The following is a 17,978-nucleotide window of genomic DNA, read 5'->3' on the forward strand; positions in this document are numbered from 1 at the left end:
ACCGGAGTTCGAACCTGTAGGGGCGTCTATGGCAGAGTGGCCTGGCTGCGCGACGCCGTGCGCTTCTAAGTGGCCTCCTGGATTCTCACTCCAGCGCCGCATCCACCTCGCGCAGGAACTCGTCGAGATCGAGCGGCTTGGTCAGGTAGCCTCGTGCCCCCGCCGCGCGCAGGCGCGCGATCTGGCGCGGCGTGGCGTCGGCGCTGATCACCAGGACGGGGATGTTGCTGGTACGTGAATCGGAGCGTAGCTGCTGCAGCACGTCTTCTCCGTTCATGTCCGGCAGGTGGAGGTCGAGCAGGATCAGGTCGGGGCGGTGCTCGCGAGCGAGCTCGAGCCCCATGCGCCCTTGCAGCGCCGGCAGGAGCTGGATCTCCGGACGGTCCTCGAAGATGCTCTCCACCAGGTTCAGGTTGGCCAGGTTGTCCTCCACGTACAGCACGCGGCGAGGACCACGACTGGCCTGTCGCGGGGTCGGCGCGGGGGCACCCAGGCGGTAGCTCTCCAGCCGGGCGAGCGGGTGATCGTCCACCGGCAGCTCGACCCAGAAGGTGCTCCCTACGCCCACCTCGCTCTCCACCCGCAGCTCGCCGTGCATGGCCTCGACCAGGCGCTGCGACAAGGCCAGGCCCAGCCCGGTACCCTCCACGCCTCCCTGCTCGGCTCCCAGGCGGGAGAAAGGCACGAACAATTCCCCCATGCGCTCCGCCGGGATCCCCGGGCCGGTATCACTCACCCCCAGCGCCAGGCGCGGCGTACCATTCTCCCCGTCCAGCCGTCGGGCGTGCAGCTCCACGCGCCCACCCGTGGAGTTGTACTTCACCGCGTTGGAGAGCAGGTTCAGCAGCACCTGCATCAGCCGCTGTCGGTCTGCCCGCACATGTACGTCCGCCTCCAGCGGCACGGAGTGAGGCAGGGAAACCGGTCGCTGCTGTGCCATCGGCCGCACCAGCGCGAGAGCCTCCTCCAGCAGCTCGCCGGCGTGCACCGGCTCCACCGAGAGTTGCTGTCGGTTCGACTCGATCCGCGCGATGTCGAGCACCTCGTCGATCAGGCTCAGGAGGTGGCGCCCCGCCTTCATGATGTGCTCGACGGCGCGGAGCTGATCCGGCTGAAGGTCCCGCCTTGCGAGTACCTGTCCGAAGCCGAGGATGCTGTTCAGCGGCGTCCGCAGCTCGTGGCTCATGCGGGAGAGGAACTCACTCTTGGCCAGGTTCGCGCGTTCCGCTTCTTCCTTCGCCCGCTGCAGCGCCGCTTCGATCTGCTTCCGCTCGGTGATGTCCCGGACCACCCAGATCCTGCCGTACAGCTTGCCTTCCCGGCTCTTCAGCGGTGCGGAATAGCGGTCGAGTACGCGGCCGTCGGCGAGCAGGACCTCGTCCCGGTGTGTCGCATCGGGGTCGTGGCGGAGTCGCTCGATGCTCGCCTGGTACGCTTGCGGGTCAGCGGTCTGCGCGATCGCCCAGCGGAGCATCTCATGACACCGTTCGAGGGGGCGCAGCTCCTCCGGCACGTTGAAGATGTCCGCGTACCGACGGTTCATGCTGAGCACCCGCCCCTGGTGGGCGACCAGAATCCCGTCGATCGCCGCCTCGTTCTGAGCCGCCAGCAACGCCGACTGGAAGCGCAGGGCCTCCTCCGCCTGCTTGCGCTCGCTGATGTCGCGGATGAACCCGGCGAAGCGATGCTGCCCGTCGATCGTATACTCGCCGAAGTTGATCTCCAGATCGACCTCGGAACCGTCCTTGCGCCGGCCAGGGACCTGCACACCCACCCAGGACATGCTCCGCTTGCCGGTCGCCAGGTAGCGGTTCACCCCCTCCCGGTGGGACTGCCGTAGCCGCTCGGGAATAAGCATGGTGAGGCTGCGTCCCACCAACTCTTCAGCGGTGTAGCCGAAGATCGTCTCCATGGCGGGGTTCACCGAGATGATCGTGGAACCGTCGTCCATCACCACGATCCCATCCGGATCCGCATCGGCGAGGGCCCGGTACTGCTCCTCGCGCTCGCGCACCGCCGCGTGCGCCGCGGCGAGCTCGGCCGTCCGCTCCGCCACGGCTCGCTCCAGTTCCTCCTGCGAACGCTGGAGCACCGCCTGCGCTTCCATCCTCTCCGTCACATCGCGCGCGGTCGCGAGCACGCGCTCCTCCCCCCCGATGACCGCCCGACGCAGGCTGACCTCGATCCAGATCATCCGGCCGGAGCTATGCCGCGCGCGCCAGGTAAAGAGCTGCGGCTCGCCCGCGGCGGCGCGGTGCACGTAGTCCAGCGCCTCGACGGCGCTATAGGGTGCCTCGCCCGTGCTCACCGCCTCGATCCCCATGGCCGCGAACTCCTCGCGCGTACGCCCGTGGAAGGCCATGGCGCGCTCGTTCACGTCGAGGATCGACCCGGTGACCGGGTCGTGGACATACATCGCCTCGCTGGCGAGGTCGAAGATGGTCCGGTAGCTAGCCTCGGCGATCCGCAAGGCCTCCTCGAGATCGCGCTCCTGCGTGACCTCGCGGAAGCGCCAGAGCCGGAGCGCTCCCCGCCCGCCGTCCGGCCCGGTTCCGAACGATCCTTCCAGTACGCGTCCATCCGACAGCTCGAAACAGGCGTTTTCGCCACCGGGGCCACCGCCCGCCGAGCCGTCCAGCGCCGCGGTATCCTGGTCTGCGAGCCGTGCGCGCATGGCGCCCGTGACCGCAGACCCGTCGCGCGTAGCCAGCAGCTCCTCGTCCAACTTCCAGAGCTCGAGCAGGCGACGGTTCCAGGCCACAATGCGCTCGTTCTCGTCCAGGATCAGAATACCGTCGCTGGCCGTTGCCAGGACGATCTCGAGAGCAGCGTGGAAATCGCTTGACGGTGTCTCCGACCGGCGGTCGGCATCGCCCCGGGCGACCCCGGTCTTGGCAGGTTGCATGGACGGGCTCAGGGGTAGTGCGGTTCCGCGAGCTCCGAACGGTGGAAGGACGTGACGACGAGTGTGATTGCTGGCGACGAGCAGGTGAATATTGCGCGCGCCGGTGCACGGCAGCAAGACGGGCTGGAAGCGAGCTCCGCGACAACATCGGCACTTGCTGCGCGACATCCCTGTCGCCAACATCCCGTGGTCGCTCCGAATGCACGGGCGCAGAAAAGCAAGCTCGGCCGCCACGACGTCCTGCGCTCTGCCACTCCGATCCATCGCATGAGCACGATCTACCCCCCGAGCTCCCCGGTGGAGCGCGAGCGCTTCCTGTACGCGGATCTTTCACGTTTCCCCGCGGAGATCTTCCAGTTCGATCCCCGCATGGCGAGCGGTTGGCTCTCCGACCGGTACTTCGTGCGCGCGGCCCACACCCTGGCCCACGCCGGGCGGGATCCGGTGGTGACTCTCCAGCTGTTCGCCAAAACTCCGGGTACGCTGGTGGGCGTCTGGGAATCGATCCGGATGCTGCAGACCCAGCTGGCGGCAGGCTACGACGTAGCCGATCTCCAGGTGGACACCCTGCTGGAGGGCGAGCGGTTCGAGCCCTGGGAGACAGTGATGCACATCCGTGGACCGTACCGCGCCTTTGCCCACCTGGAGACAGACATCCTGGGGGTTCTGGCACGTCGCACCAAGGTGGCCTCGCAGACGCGCGCAGTGGCGGACGCGGCGGGTGGACGACCGATCATCTTCATGCCCGCCCGGCACGATGACTGGCGCGTGCAGGTGGCCGACGGATACGCCGCGCTCCGCGGCGGGGCGGCAAGCGTCTCCACTGACGCCAATGGGGCATGGTGGGGAACGGAGGGTGTGGGTACGATGCCCCATGCCCTGATCGCCGCGTTCGGGGGAGACACGGTGGAAGCGACCCTCGCCTTCGCGCGCTACTGCCGGGACCGCGAGCCGGGCGTGAAGATCGTGAGCCTCGTCGACTTCGATAACGACGTGATCCGGACCTCGATCGCGGTCGCGCGGGCCATGGAACGCGAGTTCGGACGTGGTGCTCTGGACGCGGTTCGCGTCGACACCAGCGAACGGCTGATCGACAAGGGGTTGATAGACGACCCGGAGGCCTGGGGGAAGGAAAACCTCAATGGGGTCAATCCCACCCTCGTTCTCCGGTTGCGCGCAGCCCTCGACGAGGCCGGCTATCCGGAGGTCGGCATCGTGGTGAGCGGCGGCTTTGACGTCGAGAAGATCGGTGAGTTCGAGTCGCTGGGCCTGCCCGTCGCGGCTTACGGAGTGGGAAGCAGCCTGATTGTCGGTAGCCACGACTTCACCGCGGACGTGGTCGAGGCGGACGGGCGGCCCGTGAGCAAGGTTGGACGTCGATACATTCCCAACCCCAGGCTCCTGCGGGTCGACTGGGACCGTCTGGCCGCGGCGGACGCCGAGACCGCCGCGAAATTCGCGGACGCGGGCGGGAAAGTGGAGAGACTGGAGCGATGAAGACTCAGATGAAGATGAAGAGGATTGCTGTCCTGGCGATGGGCCTCGTGCTGGCAGCCCTCCCGCTGCTGCCGCTTGCGGGCGCCGCACAGCAGGTGCCGCCCGGCAAGCGCATCGGCATCATCGGGCTGGACACCTCGCACAGCCCGGCCTTCGTAAACGCCTTCAACGCCGATGAGCCCGATCCGGCGCTGCTGGGGTACCGCGTGGTGGCCGCCTACCCCTACGGCAGTCGAACCATCGAGTCGAGCTACAGTCGCATTCCGCGCTATACCGAGGAGGTGCGCGCCCGCGGTGTCGAGATCGTCGGGTCCATCGCCGAACTGCTCGAAAAGGTCGACGTGGTGCTGCTGAACACCAACGACGGTCGGTTGCACCTCGAGCAGGCACTGGAGGTGTTCCGAGCGGGGAAGCCGGTCTTCATCGACAAGCCCGTGGCTGCGTCTCTCGCCGATGCGATCGCCATCTACGACGCCGCGGAGCACTATGGCGTCCCGGTGTTCAGCTCCTCCACGCTGCGTTTCACTCCCGACGTGCAGGCGGTGCGCGGCGGGAGCATCGGGCAGGTCACAGGCGCGGACGCTTTCAGTCCGGCGACCCTGGAGCCCACGCACCCGGATCTCTTCTGGTACGGGATCCACGGGGTGGAAATCCTGTTCGCCGTCATGGGCACCGGATGCGAGACAGTCAGCCGACTGCACGCGGAGGGGTGGGACGTGGTGACCTGCCGCTGGCGCGACGGCCGGGTGGGCACCTTCCGCGGGCTGCGCGAGGGGAAGACCGGTTATGGCGGCACCGCATTCGGTACGGAAGGTATCCAGGTGCTGGAGTACGAGGGCGGATACGACGGGCTCACCCGCGAGGTGGCGAAGTTCTTCGCAACCGGAAATCCGCCGGTGACGGCAGAGGAGACACTGGAGATCTTTGCCTTCATGGCCGCGGCAGAAGAGAGCAAGCGACGAGAGGGGGCGCCGGTGTCCCTCGCGGAGGTGATGGAACAGGGGCGAAGAGAGGCGGCAACGCGGAACGACGGATGACGGCGCGAACGACTCTCGAAAGAAGGTCACGCTCGCGGACACCGCGCCCGGCTTTGTCGGAAGACCTCGATCAGCTACTGGCGAGGATCCGGGCGTGTAGGGTGTGCGAGGCGTACCTCCCGCTCGGGCCGCGACCGGTGCTGCAGGCCGGAACCGGTGCCCGCATTCTCGTCGTGGGACAAGCCCCCGGGGCCCGCGTGCACGCCTCCGGCATTCCCTGGGACGACCCGAGCGGCGAGCGGCTCCGCAAGTGGATGGGAATTACGAAGGAGGTCTTCTATGACCCGGAGCAGATCGCCATCGTACCCATCGGCTTCTGCTATCCGGGTCGTGGGGCCGGGGGAGACAACCCGCCGCGACCGGAATGCGCGGCGCTGTGGTTCGAGCCGCTGATGGAGCGCCTCCCCGACATCCGACTCAGCCTGCTCATCGGGCAGTACGCGCAGAAGCATTGCCTTGGTCGGCTTCGCCGCGGCTCGCTGACCGAGACGGTGCGTGCCTGGCGAGAGTACGCGCCGGATCGATTTCCCCTCCCCCATCCCTCTCCCAGGAACCAGCCCTGGTTCGTGCGGCATCCCTGGTTCGAAGCCGAGCTGATCCCTGAATTGCGGCGGCGGGTTGCGGAGGTGCTGCTGGGAGATAGCTCCCGCTAAAGCCTCCGCCCAATGAACGAGCCGCCCCGCGGATGGGCGGCTCGCCGGATTTTCGCGCACCTGTAATCGGGCGCATGTGTGCTGAGCTTTCCTGGGAGCTGTACGCGCGTGGACACCGCTGGTTCGACCGAACCCTCCAACGCGGCGGAGCCGGAATCCCCTCCCAGGTCGGCATGATCGGCGCCACACACGGACGATCGAGGCTCACATCCGCTGCTGAGTGTATCCCGCAGGAATCTCGAACAGCGAGTCATCCAGGGACGTGGTCTTCACGTTCCGCACCTCGCTGGTCACCGTGAAGAGGGTCACCTGGGTGGGCTCCTCCTCGGCGGCCGGCTCCGGCTCGGCTGCGCGTCGGCCTCCCAGGCGCCCCATCAGCCCGCCCAACGCCGCCCGTCCCGCCTGCTGCGCCAAGCTCGGCCCGGAGGGCTTCGGATTGGTGATGAGGTTGCGGTCGAAGCGCTTGCCCGGTGCGACGGTGACGAAGTGCGTCACCGACTTCACCGCCATTCCCTCGATCTTCCGTGCCTCTTCCATCGACTGCTGGAAGGCCACCTCGATGCGCGGGTCGTCGGCGAACGCCGCCGCGAAGCCTTCCGTGATCGCCGCACTTGCCTCGGCGACCCGCTGTGCGGACACGTCCTCGAAAGCACTCAGCGCCTGCACCACGGGGATGTCCTTGGAAGTCCACATGTCGGTGAGGACCACCAGGGTGCCCGCCTTCTCCATCTCCGTCCCGCCCTCCGGCACTGCCTCGGCCTCCGCCTCGATGGTGAGGAAGAAACGGTCGGCGTCGTAGCCGGCCACTCGTTGGCGCTCGTTGCCGCGGTCGACGGAGAAGCGGAAGTCCATGCGCCCCTCCGTTCCTCCCTGCCCCATCTCCTCCCGCCGGCTCTCGCTGACTTGCTGACCGGTCTCCCGCGCCCGCTGCAGCATCTCGTCAAAGGTGAAGGTCGTGTAGGTGCGGGCCTGGTGATCCAGCATGGTTACGCTGCCGGCATCCAGGTCGATGATCGACGAGGTCTGATCCGCGTCACTCCGCATCTTGCGGCCCTTGATGTAGGTGGTCTCGACGGTCTCCGTCGATCCCCCACCGAGACGCGCGGCCACCCTCATCGCCGCGCCGGCCGCGCCCGCGAAATCCACCCGGGTCACGGTCTCGTACTGAATGTCCTGCGCCTCGAGCTGCGACGTCAGCGCACAGGCAGCGACCGCAGCGACGACCAGGCGGGTACGGAACGTCTTCATGGGCTCCTTCCTGGGAAAAGGGAACCGAAAAATCTGGGCGGACTGGTTAGCGAACGTACCGGGACAAGGAACGGCCGGGTTGCTTCCGACGTGCTCGCGCGGGTGCCTGGGATATGGACCCTGGCGCCCGCCTTCCGGGTCGAGGGGCGATGCGTCTGCTTGGCCCTGGTCGGATGGGCCGGAGGAGTTATTCCGTGCGGTGGATAATGCTATGGGGCTCGCACGAAAATGCACCCTACCAGGGGCAACGGCAAGTGCGGCATCGTCCCGGGAGGCGCGGCCATGGCCGCACACCTTCTTCTCGGAAACGGGGGCGGAAAAGCATCACCGGCGCACACGGCCGCCCGGACCCTGGTCCGGTGTTTGCTGCGCCCCCGCCCCATCGCGAGCTTTCGAGCGGAGGGGGACGTTGCCCAAGCGCATCCTGATCGTCGAGGACAACTTCGACAACCGCGAGATCTACGCTGAGATCCTGCGGCATTCCGGCTATGAGATCCTGGAGGCGGAGAACGGCATCCGCGGTGTCGAGAAGGCGACCCAACACCTACCGGACCTGATCCTGATGGACCTCTCCATGCCGCTCATGGACGGTTGGGAGGCGATCACGCTGCTGAAGCGCGACGCGCGGACCGCTGGGATCCCGGTACTGGCGATCTCCGCGCACGTGGTGATGAACGGAGACTATCGTCGCGCGCAGCAAGCGGGCTTCGACTCCTACATCACCAAGCCGGTCGAGCCGAAGCAGGTGCTGGAGGAGATCAGGCGGCGGATCGGGCCGGCGGAGGATCCGGCCTGAAAAGAGACCGATCCTCCACCGTGTAAGCCATCCCCAACCATGCCGGCCTGGCGCTTGCACCCCCTCCCCGGTCCGCGCCGGAAACCAGGAAGGGGGGAGTCAGGAGACGCTCGCCCACAAAGGGTTGAGCAACTTCAACAAGCTCGTCAGCCGCGAAACGGCGGAAGCCAACGAAAGTGCGAGCTGGAGGAGCTGAGACGGCGGGCTATGAACGGTACAGGAGGCGCGGAGAGCTCTCCGCGCCTCCTTGCACTTACAACCCTCACCATTGACTCCTCTCCGCTCCTTTTCCGTCACGCCATTCGTGCGGCCGGAGCTTTGCAGAGAACGTGTTGAGCTAACTACATACGTGATCGACTGATAGCTCTATCGACCGAGCCGACCTGACGACCCTTCGGCTGAGGGGTTCGGAGGCGGATCTCAGCAAGCGCGATCATGGGCGCCACCGTCCTGGACGCCGTCACGGTGCTCGACGTACTGCTCCTTCTCCTGTCGCTCCCGCTGGGGTTGGGGCTGCACCAGGCGGCCATGGCCCTCGACGACCGCCTCGCGCGCACGTCGGGGGTAGCGCGAGCGGGTTGGCTGGCGGTGAGCGTGGTCCTGCTGGGGCTGGGGCTCTGGCTCCTCGGCCTCGCCACCCTGCTTCCTTTCCGTGAGTCCATCCCTGTCGAGTATGCCGTTCTCCCGGCGTTGCTCGCCCTGGCGCTCGCCTTGAGCTCGGTAGCCTTCTCCTTCATTGCGCTGCACCTCCATCGCCCCGCATGGCTGCGTGTGTCGCTTGGTGCCGCGCTGTGGGGCGCATCGGTCGCCGTCATTCACTACCTGGGCCTCGCAGCCCTCGGCTGGCCGAACGCGGTTCGCGCCGACCCACCGTTTGCCATTCAGGTGGCGGCGGCTACCATCGCGGGCGCAGCCGTGCTCCTCTGGACTGCGCTCGCCGAACGGGAGCTGCGGCCGCGACGGAGATGGTGGCGGATGGCCGGGAACGCGGTGGCGCTGGTGGCCGCCCCTGCGGCGGCCTACTCGGGGCTGGTGGCGACCAAGCGCACCCCGGTGACGCCGCCGACCACTCGCCTGCACTTCCTCGTGGACCCGGTGGCGGTGCTCGTCGGTGGCGCGGTGTTGCTGCTTCTGGTGGCCGCGGTGTTGCTCGCTGCGTCCGTGGATCGTAGCCTGCGGCGCCGACGCGCGGAGACCGAGGCGCTGCGCCGCAGCGACGACCGCTTCCGCTCCCTAATACAGGCATCCTCCCAGATCGTCTGGACGACCGATCCGAACGGGGAGATGGTGAGCGAACAGACATCCTGGTCGGAGTTTACCGGCCAGAACCTGGAGGCATACCGGGGATGGGGATGGTTCAACGCCATCCATCCCGAGGACCGTGAGGCCACCGCGAGCGTGTGGCAGGCTGCGCTGGCCAATCGTCGGCCGCTCGAGGTTCAGCACCGGGTCCGGCGGCACGATGGGCAGTACCGGGCCTGCGTCGCGCGCGTCGTCCCCGTGCTCGAGCCCGACGGGCAGGTGCGCGAGTGGGTAGGGACGCACACCGACGTCACCGAGCACGCCCGCATGCAGGAGGAGCGCGAGCTCCTGGCCAGCGCGGGACGGGTGCTCTCGTCCTCGCTCGACGAGCGGGATACGCTCAACGCCATCGCCACCCTGCTCGTTCCTCGCCTCGCCGACTGGTGCTCCGTTGACATCCGTACCTCCGACGGCTCGACCGAGCGGGTGGTGGCCACGCACGCGGATCCGCAACGCACCACGCTCCTGAGGGAGGTGCGGATCCATCCCTCCGCTGAACGGGAGGGTCACGGGGCCGCACGCGTGCTGGCCACGGGGGAGAGCGAGCTGTTCCGTGAGGTGAATGACGAGCTCCTTCGCAGCATCGTCAACGACGACGCCGACTTCCAGCGCCTGCGAGAGGTCGGCGTCACCTCTCTGCTCACCGTCCCCCTCACCGCGAGGCGCCAGGTGCTCGGGGTCCTCACCCTGGCGCTTTCCGAGCAGGGGGAGCCCTACGACCTGCGCGACCTCGCGCTCGCCGAAGAGCTCGCCCGCCGGGCGGCCATCGCCATCGACAACGCGCGCCTGTACTCCGCCGCGCGCGCCGCCATCCAGGCGCGCGACGAGATGATGAGCGTCGTCTCACACGACCTGCGGAATCCGCTCAGTACGGTGATGATGACCGCGGAGCTGCTGCTCGACGGGCGGACGGATCCGGAGGAGCAGCGGCGGCACCTGCAGACGATCGGGCGCGCCGCAGGCTCGATGAACCGGCTCATCCGTGACCTGCTGGACGCCGGGCAGCTCGACCAGGGCAGCCTGGCGATCGAGCGGCGGCCGCTGGAGCCGGGCCCCCTCGCCGAGGAGGCATGCGAGTCCATGCAGCCGATGGCGAAGGACAAGGGACAGCGCCTGACGTGCGAGATCGAAGCGCAGCTTCCGAAGGTGGAGGGCGACGCGGAGAGGATGGGGCAGGTGCTATCGAACCTTCTGGGCAACGCGATCAAGTTCGGCCAGGAAGGAGGGTCGATCCACCTGCGGGTTGCCTCGCGCCGTGAGGAGATCGTCTTCTCCATCATAGACGACGGGCCGGGAATCGCCCCGGAGGACCTGCCTCGCGTCTTCGATCGTCACTGGCGGGGAAAGGAGACCGCGCACCTCGGAGCCGGACTCGGCCTCGCCATCTCGAAAGCGATCGTCGAGGCGCACGGCGGCAGGATCTGGGTGGAGAGCGAGCCGGGGCGCGGCACCGCCTTCCACTTCACCATCCCCACCCTCAAGCCCGAAAGCGAACCCGAGGCGCGGACAGGGAGCGAAGCGGCGGAGGACGAACTCGAACACCATTCGACCGACAACCCCGGGTACGACGTCGTTTCCGGAAGGTCCTGATCTCAGGCGAGCGGCTCGGGCGGCAGCGGGGGCCGGCCGATCCGCTGCTCGATCTCGCTAGCCAGCTCGCCGGGGTCCACGGGTTTCGCAATCAGCCGGTCGAACTGAAACCAGCTCGGCTGCCGATCCAGCTCCTCGTCGTCGAGATAGGCGGAGATCCCCCAGATGGGGATGTGCCCCGTGGACTGATCTGCCTTGAGATACTGGATGGCCTGCCAACCGTCCATCACCGGCATCCGGATGTCCATGAGGATGAGGTCGGGATGGTGACGGCGCGCCAGGTGAACTCCCTCCGCGCCGTGGAGCGCGACGAGAACCTCGAAACCGCGCTCGATCAACGCCTCCTCATAGATGGCGCGCGCATCGGGGTCGTCCTCGACGACGAGTACTGTCTTGGACATCGTATCTGGGAGGCAATGGTGGCGCGCCTGCCCCTTACCTCAGGACCGCAGCGCCGCCGGTCTCGATCTCCAGCTCTACCCGTTCCCACTCCTCCATCAGTTGGTCGATCGTCCGCTGAAGCTCTAACCTTTTCTCCTGCAACTTCTTGACCTCGTCCGGGGTGGCCCGCTCGAAGTACCCGGAGGAGGCGAACGTCGCATCGATCTGCGCGATCTGCCTCTCGCTCTCCTCGATGCGCGCGGTCAGCTCGTCTCGCCGACGCTCCAGCCGGGCGAGCTCGGAGGCACCGGTCGATCGTCGCGAACCTTCGGACCGCCCACCGTTGCGACTCGGCCGGCTCTCGCGGGCGCGGGACTCGCGCGCACTACTGCGGGCACGTAGCACCACGGTGTCGACGTCCAGGTGATCGTCACCGCAGGCGTGTACGTACTCCTCGTAGGTCCCGTGGAAGTCGCGGATTCCCTCACGCGAAATCTCCACCACCCGCGTGGCGAGCTGGCTCACGAACCAGCGGTCGTGGGAGACGAAGATCAGCGTTCCATCGTAGCTCTGCAGCGCCGCGACCAGCGCCTCGATTGCCTCTAGGTCCAGGTGGTTGGTGGGCTCGTCGAGCACCAGCACGTTCGGCTGCTGGATCGCCAGTCGGGCAAACACGAGGCGGGCCGCCTCGCCGCCTGAGAGTGCGCCGATGCGCTTCTCGCCGTCGGACCCGCTGAAGAGCACGAGGCCGAGCTGACCGCGAACGAAGCCGCGGTCCTTCCCCGGACAGTAATCCCAGAGCCACTCCTCGATCGTGCGGCCGGTATCCTCGAGCTGCTCGTGGTGATCCTGCGCGAAGTACCCCGGGCTTGCTTCGTAACCCCATTCCACCGTACCGCCATCGGCCTGCACCTCGCCCATGATGATCTTCAACAGGGTCGACTTCCCGATCCCGTTCGGGCCCATGATGACCAGCCGATCGCCGCGCCGGACCTGCAGGTCGACCCCGTGTAGCACCTCGCGGTCCCCGTACGACTTGCGGATTCCGCGTACAGTAAGGACATCCCGGCCGCTCGGTCGGCGTTGCTGGAAGCGGAAGCGCGGATAGCGACGGGAGCTACCCGGCAGCTCGACCAGCTCCGCCGACATCTTCTCGATCAGCCGCACGCGGCTCTGCGCTTGCCGCGCCTTGCTGGCCTTGGCTCGGAAGCGGTCGACAAACTTCTGCTGCTCGGCGATCTCTTTCTGGCGAGCCTCGATCTCCTTCTCACGACGCTCCCGCTCCTCGCGCTTGCTGCGAACGAAGTCGGAGTAGTTGCCGTGATAGAGTGTGACCGTCTCGTAGTCGACGTCGAGGATGTTGGTGGCCACGTTGTCAAGGAAGCGGTGGTCGTGGGAGATGACCACCACCGGACCGGGAAAGTCCTGGAGAAACTTCTCGAGCCAGCGGATCGACAGGATGTCGAGGTGGTTGGTCGGCTCGTCGAGCAGCAGGACGTCGGGCGCGCCCGCGAGCACCTGCGCCAGCAGCACCCGCAACTTGAATCCACCGGACAGCGTGGACAGCGGCTTACGATGGCTCTCGGTGGGGATTCCGAGCCCCTCCAGGATCTCGGCGGCGCGCGCTTCCGCGGTATAACCATCGAGCCGCTGGATCGTCTCCTCAAGCACCGAGAAGCGGTCGGCATCGAAGTGCTCGTGCGCGTTGGCGAGGAGGCGCTCCTTCTCCACCATTGCCTTCCACAGCTCCGGGTTCCCCATGAGCGTGACCGCGAGGACCTCCTCGTCCTCGTAGAGGAACTGGTCCTGGCGCAGCACCCCGAGGCGCAGCGACTTCGGGACCGACACCGTCCCGTCGCTCGGCTCCACGTCGCCGCTGAGGATGTTGAGCAGCGTGGTCTTGCCGGAGCCGTTGGCTCCGACCAGACCGTAGCGCTCCCCCGGGTTCAACTGGAAGGACGCACCGGCGAAAAGAGTGCGATCGCCGAAGGACTTGGCCAGGTTCGAAACGGAAATCATCAACAGCCACTCAAGGGGTACCGGGGAGAGTGCCTCTCCCTACTCGATGGTCACGAAGACGTTCCCCTCCTCGTCGACCCGCACGGGATAGGTGCGGAGCGGCGTCACCGCCGGCAGGCCGAGGACTCGCCCGGTGCAGACGTCATAGGTGGCGCCGTGCCACGGGCATTCCAGCACCCCGTCGTCCACCTCCCCGCCATCCAGGGGCAGGTCCTCGTGCGTACAGATGCCGTCCAGGGCGTAGACCTCGTCGTCCACCAAACAGAGAACGATCTCGCGCCCCGCAACCACGAACTCACGAGCCTCGGTAGTGGAGAGCTGGCTACGGGTGGCGGCGAAGTATTCCATGGTCTGCTATTCCGTTCGGAAAGGAGTTAGGAGTTGGGAGGCGCGTCAGATTCGCCCAGACTATACGCTAGCTCCCGCGGCTCAGGCGCCCGTGATGCTGATCACACGCATTCTGGCTCCTGGCTTCCCCTTCTGGCTCCCAGCTTCTCCTCGACTCGGAATGGAAGCGGGAAGTCGGCCCCCGAGAACTCCTGACTCCTAACTCCTAGCTCCCTCAACTCCCTCAACTCCTCACCTCCCACCCCTCCGCCTCCACATGCTCCGCTTCCATGATTTCCTCGAGCCTCCTGACCACTTCCGGATGCTCCGCGGCCACATTGCGCGTCTCTCCGGGGTCGGTCTCGAGATCGTAGAGCTCGATCGGTCCTTCGAAGATCGGCTTCCGCACACCCTTCCAACGGCCCATGCGCACGGCCTGGGCGCCGCCGCGCTCGTAGAACTCCCAGTAGAGGGCGTCGTGCTGCTCCTGCTCACCGCTCCTGCCCAGCAGAGTAGGAAGCAGGCTGACCCCATCAGTCTCCACCGGAAGCTCGGCTCCTAGCAGGTCCGCCACCGTCGCCATGAAGTCACCGCCGTAGCCGATGTGATCGGACACGCTACCCGCCGACACCCGTCCCGGCCACCAGGCGATCATCGGCACCCGGATCCCTCCCTCGTACAGATCGCGCTTGATGCCCCGCAGCGGGCCGTTGCTGTCGAAGAAGTCGGCGTCGTGCCCGCCTTCCTGGTGCGGCCCGTTGTCGGACGTGAAGATCACCAGAGTCTTCTCCGCGATTCCCAGCTCCCGCAGATGGTCGAGGAGGCGCCCCACGTCGGCGTCCATCCGCGAGATCATGGCCGCAAATCCCTTCTCGGTCGCCGGCCAGTCGGTAGCCGCGTACTGCCCCAGATCGGGCACCTCCAACCCCTTCTCCGCCGGAGCGTTCGCGTTGGGATGGGTCGCCTCGTTGTTGGCGTGGGGAATGGTGAGCGCGAGGTAGAGGAAGAAGGGCCGGTCGCGGTTCTCCGTCACGAAGTCGAGCGCCTCCGCGGCGAAGAGATCGTGGGAGTAGTCGACCCGCCGCGTCGCTACGCCCGCGCCGGGCGCCCGTCCCAGTGGCTGTACCTCGTTCCTCAGCTCGACCCGCTGCTCGTTCCGGTAGAGGAACTCCGGGTAGTAGTTGTGCGCGTGCGATTGGTTGAGATACCCGAAGGAGTAGTCGAACCCCTGGGCGGAAGGGCGACCCGGCTGATCCGTCTCTCCCAAGCCCCACTTACCGATCAGGGCGGTCCGATAGCCGTTGGCGTGCAGCAGCTCGGCGAGGGTGAAGTCCTCGTCCTGCAGCGTCTGAAGCGCTCGCGCTCCGTTCCCGCGGACGCGGGTGTGCCCGGTGTGCAGCCCGGTCATCAGCACGCTGCGAGAGGGCGCGCACACCGTGCTCCCCGCATAGAACTGCGTGAAGCGCATCCCCTCCGCCGCCATCCGGTCGAGGCTCGGGGTGGCGATCCGCTCCTGCCCGTAGACCCCCAGATCGCCGTACCCCAGATCGTCCGCCACGATGAAGACGATGTTCGGTGGTGCCGCGTCCGGCGCGGGGGTCGATGAGGGCGCCGCGCACGCACCCGCCACCAGGAGGAGAGCAAGCCCGCTAACGAGCCTGGATGGAATTCCTTTGCGCATGTTTCGTCGTCCTCTCGGCTCCGCGATGCCTCCGCGGATAGAGTTCGCCCACTCGCCCCGCGTCATCAGCCGCGAACGCTGACCTCGCGCCGACCCAGCAGCCACATCCCGCCCGCGAACCCGCAGAGGATCAGGAAGATGGCGATCGAGTACGAGGCATTCTTGGCGCTCGCGCCGGCAAAGGCGTAGAGGATGGCCGGCGGCAGGTTGCCCAGGAAAACGGAGATGAGGAAGCGCACCCACCCCATAGGGGTGGTCCCCGCCAGGATCCCGATCGTCTCGGCTACGATCGGCACGGGGCGGCTCACCAGCACAGCCATCGCTCCCCAGCGCTGAAAGAAGTGATCGGCTCGCTCCCGTTCACGGTCGGAGATGCGCGCCATCAACCAGGGAGCCCCTCGCCGCCCCAGCCAGAAAGCCAGGATGCCCCCGAGCAGCGTGCTCAGCAGGGTGGCTACCGACCCCCCGAACGTGCCCAGGAGCGCACCGTTGGCTACCATGAGCAGGCTCGACGGGATCGGCAGCAGCACGTCCCCCACCAGGAGGACGTTGAGCAGCAACACGGCGCTCGTCCACGCGTGATGCTGGATCCATTCGGTGCCGGTGAACAGCGGGATATCCAGCGCCGTCGCCACCAGGAAGGCGGCGAGGAAGAAGAGCATCAGGGAGAGGACCAGCAGTGCGTACCGGCTCATCTCAGCTATCTTGAAAGGGGTGATTGGTCCGGGCGTGCGGGAGAAGATGCCCCGCACGCGTACGGCTTTGCAACACGAGAGTTCCACCTCCCTCCGTCCGAAGACGATTGAGCCCATGCACAAGCCGATACCGAAACCGGTCGATCCGGCCGAAGTGCCCGCGCTGGCCCGCGACCTCATGCGCGTGGCCAAGTTCCCGCTCCTGGCCACTGTAGACGGAGACCAGCCGCGTGTCCGCCCCGTCTCCCCGGTGCGTACGGAGAACTTCACCGTCTACGTGGCTAACCTGCGAGGGTACCACAAGACGGAGGAGATCGCCGCCAACCCGCGCGTGGAGCTCTGTTACGTCGACCACGAGCACAACCAGGTGCGCATCACCGGCATCGCCGAAGTGCTGCGGGACGACTCGCTCCTGCATGAGATCTGGAGCACGAACCCGCTCTTGCGGTATTACCTCGGAGAGGCTGACAACCCCGAGCTGATCGTCTACCGGATCATCCCCATCCGCGTCCGCTACATGCGCGAGTGGGCGCTCGAGTATCACGAGGTGCCGGTAGAGGAGCTGGCGTAGGCGAGACGTGTGGCGAGCCGTCGATCCGGCTCAGCCAGCCAGGGGCCAGAGCAGCCAACTGGGCGCGAAGGAAGGTTTTGCGCTCAAAGATTTGATTTGCAGGATCCGACCACGGAGATTCCTTCGGCGCCCACTGCCGTCAAGCAACTCGCCCGCGTCTTCGCACGAATCAACCTGTCAGAATCGTACATGCTGCCCAAAGTCATCGTCCGCGACCTGCGCAAGCGCTACGGCGACGTCGAAGCGGTAAGGGGCGTGAGCTTCGAGGTGCACGAAGGCGAGATCCTGGGGATCCTTGGCCCCAACGGGGCGGGAAAGACCACAACTGTCGAGTGCATCCTGGGACTGCGCCGACCCGACGCGGGGTCCATCGAGGTGTGCGGCATCGACGCGCTGCGGCATCCGAAGGAGGTGAAGCAGCGGATCGGAGCAACGCTGCAGACGACGGCCCTGCAGGACCGGATCACCCCGACGGAGGCGCTGGCTCTCTTCGGATCGTTCTACCGGGAACGCGAGGATCCCGCCGCGCTGCTCGAGCGCTTCGCCCTGACCGACAAGGCCAAGGCACCCTTCGACACCCTTTCCGGTGGCCAGCGGCAACGCCTCGCCCTGGCCCTAGCGTTCGTGAACCGGCCGGAGCTGGTCTTCCTCGACGAGCCCACGACCGGACTGGACGCGCGGGCGCGCCGGGATCTGCACGGGGATATCCGCCGCATGAAAGAGGATGGTCACACCCTGCTCCTCACCACCCACTATATCGACGAGGCGGAGGAGCTGTGCGACCGCATCGCGGTGATCGACTGCGGGAGGATCATCGCCACCGGAACGCCACAGGAGCTGATCGCCGCCGCCGGCCTCCACGCACGGGTGTTCCTGAGCGCCGACGCCCCGCTCGACGGCGAGCTACTCGAGCGGCTACCGGGTGTGCGCGGCGTGGAGGTGCGCGGCAACGAGGCGAGCTTCGAGGCGCAGCGGCCCGCGACCGCCCTGGCGGCGCTCACCAGCGGCCTGGGTGAGCGGGGGATCGAGCTGGTCGACCTCACCGTCCGCCAGGCACGGCTCGAGGACGTCTACCTCGGACTGACCTCGGGATCGGCGTCACAGGAGACACCCTCCAGCGCGGCTCAGACGCTGCCCGCATGACGCCCGCGCTTCACCAGCTGGTCTCGACGCTCCGGCTGCAGCTCCGCAACCGGATGGGGATGATTTACGGGTACCTCTTCCCGACGATCTTCCTCATCTCCTTCTGGGTGCTCTACCGCTACGAGCCGGTGCC

At 67.1% G+C, this 17,978-nt stretch carries 14 protein-coding genes; 7 read left to right on the forward strand and 7 right to left on the reverse strand.

The annotated features are described in order from the left end of the window. Nucleotides 1–85: 85 nt before the first annotated feature. Entirely contained in the window at nt 86–2,905 is a 2,820-nt protein-coding gene (locus tag VF167_18280) for a PAS domain S-box protein (GenBank protein ID HEX6927379.1), read from the reverse strand. A 267-nt stretch (nt 2,906–3,172) separates the two neighbouring features. On the opposite strand from VF167_18280, the gene VF167_18285 reads away from it, so the two are divergent. From VF167_18285 to VF167_18295, 3 genes are read left to right on the forward strand one after another with little or no spacing between them, the layout of a single operon-like run. Further along, nucleotides 3,173–4,402, forward strand: a complete 1,230-nt coding sequence (locus VF167_18285) for a hypothetical protein (GenBank protein HEX6927380.1) — start codon at nt 3,173–3,175, stop codon at nt 4,400–4,402. Next, nucleotides 4,399–5,439: a Gfo/Idh/MocA family oxidoreductase gene (locus VF167_18290; protein ID HEX6927381.1), complete on the forward strand. Its 1,041-nt coding sequence runs from the start codon at nt 4,399–4,401 to the stop codon at nt 5,437–5,439. The genes VF167_18285 and VF167_18290 overlap by 4 nt, the downstream gene beginning before the upstream one ends. 53 nt (nt 5,440–5,492) lie before the next feature. Continuing rightward, nucleotides 5,493–6,092, forward strand: coding sequence for a uracil-DNA glycosylase family protein (locus VF167_18295; protein ID HEX6927382.1), 600 nt, complete (start codon nt 5,493–5,495; stop codon nt 6,090–6,092). Between the two features lie 204 nt (nt 6,093–6,296). On the opposite strand, the gene VF167_18300 is transcribed toward VF167_18295, so the two are convergent. Continuing rightward, entirely contained in the window at nt 6,297–7,340 is a 1,044-nt protein-coding gene (locus VF167_18300; GenBank protein HEX6927383.1) for a hypothetical protein, read from the reverse strand. 409 nt (nt 7,341–7,749) lie between these two features. On the opposite strand from VF167_18300, the gene VF167_18305 reads away from it, so the two are divergent. Together VF167_18305 and VF167_18310 are read left to right on the forward strand one after the other, a co-directional pair. Next, the gene (locus VF167_18305; protein ID HEX6927384.1) at nt 7,750–8,136 is read left to right on the forward strand and encodes a response regulator; all 387 of its coding nucleotides are present in this window, start codon (nt 7,750–7,752) and stop codon (nt 8,134–8,136) included. 435 nt (nt 8,137–8,571) lie between these two features. After that, complete coding sequence (locus tag VF167_18310) at nt 8,572–11,028, forward strand: ATP-binding protein (protein HEX6927385.1); 2,457 nt, start codon at nt 8,572–8,574, stop codon at nt 11,026–11,028. A 2-nt stretch (nt 11,029–11,030) separates the two neighbouring features. Here VF167_18310 and VF167_18315 read toward each other — a convergent pair whose 3' ends face one another. The 5 genes from VF167_18315 to VF167_18335 form a co-directional block, all read right to left on the reverse strand. Further along, nucleotides 11,031–11,429, reverse strand: coding sequence for a response regulator (locus VF167_18315; protein HEX6927386.1), 399 nt, complete (start codon nt 11,427–11,429; stop codon nt 11,031–11,033). A gap of 34 nt (nt 11,430–11,463) precedes the next feature. Next, nucleotides 11,464–13,428, reverse strand: coding sequence for an ABC-F family ATP-binding cassette domain-containing protein (locus tag VF167_18320; protein ID HEX6927387.1), 1,965 nt, complete (start codon nt 13,426–13,428; stop codon nt 11,464–11,466). 39 nt (nt 13,429–13,467) lie between these two features. Beyond that, a complete protein-coding gene (locus VF167_18325) occupies nt 13,468–13,776 on the reverse strand; it encodes a non-heme iron oxygenase ferredoxin subunit (protein HEX6927388.1) in 309 nt (102 codons plus the stop codon). A gap of 223 nt (nt 13,777–13,999) precedes the next feature. Then, nucleotides 14,000–15,436, reverse strand: coding sequence for an arylsulfatase (locus VF167_18330; GenBank protein HEX6927389.1), 1,437 nt, complete (start codon nt 15,434–15,436; stop codon nt 14,000–14,002). Nucleotides 15,437–15,501: 65 nt separating this feature from the next. Continuing rightward, nucleotides 15,502–16,131, reverse strand: a complete 630-nt coding sequence (locus VF167_18335) for a VTT domain-containing protein (protein ID HEX6927390.1) — start codon at nt 16,129–16,131, stop codon at nt 15,502–15,504. A gap of 115 nt (nt 16,132–16,246) precedes the next feature. Here VF167_18335 and VF167_18340 point away from each other — a divergent pair, with 115 nt between their 5' ends. After that, the gene (locus VF167_18340) at nt 16,247–16,702 is read left to right on the forward strand and encodes a pyridoxamine 5'-phosphate oxidase family protein (GenBank protein HEX6927391.1); all 456 of its coding nucleotides are present in this window, start codon (nt 16,247–16,249) and stop codon (nt 16,700–16,702) included. Between the two features lie 189 nt (nt 16,703–16,891). Next, nucleotides 16,892–17,845 carry an ABC transporter ATP-binding protein gene (locus VF167_18345; protein HEX6927392.1) on the forward strand — a complete coding sequence of 318 codons (954 nt, stop codon included), beginning with the start codon at nt 16,892–16,894 and terminating at the stop codon, nt 17,843–17,845. The last annotated feature ends 133 nt before the right edge of the window (nt 17,846–17,978 follow it).

The sequence above is a fragment of the Longimicrobiaceae bacterium genome (assembly GCA_036375715.1).
Taxonomy (GTDB): Bacteria; Gemmatimonadota; Gemmatimonadetes; order Longimicrobiales; family Longimicrobiaceae; genus DASVBS01.

Bases quoted from the DNA above. Each gene is read 5' to 3' on its own strand.
- VF167_18345 (HEX6927392.1), top strand. From the start codon at position 16,892: ATGCTGCCCAAAGTCATCGTCCGCGACCTGCGCAAGCGCTACGGCGAC.
- VF167_18290 (HEX6927381.1), top strand. From the start codon at position 4,399: ATGAAGACTCAGATGAAGATGAAGAGGATTGCTGTCCTGGCGATGGGC.
- VF167_18335 (HEX6927390.1), bottom strand. From the start codon at position 16,131: ATGAGCCGGTACGCACTGCTGGTCCTCTCCCTGATGCTCTTCTTCCTC.
- VF167_18310 (HEX6927385.1), top strand. From the start codon at position 8,572: ATGGGCGCCACCGTCCTGGACGCCGTCACGGTGCTCGACGTACTGCTC.
- VF167_18300 (HEX6927383.1), bottom strand. From the start codon at position 7,340: ATGAAGACGTTCCGTACCCGCCTGGTCGTCGCTGCGGTCGCTGCCTGT.
- VF167_18340 (HEX6927391.1), top strand. From the start codon at position 16,247: ATGCACAAGCCGATACCGAAACCGGTCGATCCGGCCGAAGTGCCCGCG.
- VF167_18315 (HEX6927386.1), bottom strand. From the start codon at position 11,429: ATGTCCAAGACAGTACTCGTCGTCGAGGACGACCCCGATGCGCGCGCC.
- VF167_18280 (HEX6927379.1), bottom strand. From the start codon at position 2,905: ATGCAACCTGCCAAGACCGGGGTCGCCCGGGGCGATGCCGACCGCCGG.
- VF167_18325 (HEX6927388.1), bottom strand. From the start codon at position 13,776: ATGGAATACTTCGCCGCCACCCGTAGCCAGCTCTCCACTACCGAGGCT.
- VF167_18320 (HEX6927387.1), bottom strand. From the start codon at position 13,428: ATGATTTCCGTTTCGAACCTGGCCAAGTCCTTCGGCGATCGCACTCTT.
- VF167_18285 (HEX6927380.1), top strand. From the start codon at position 3,173: ATGAGCACGATCTACCCCCCGAGCTCCCCGGTGGAGCGCGAGCGCTTC.
- VF167_18330 (HEX6927389.1), bottom strand. From the start codon at position 15,436: ATGCGCAAAGGAATTCCATCCAGGCTCGTTAGCGGGCTTGCTCTCCTC.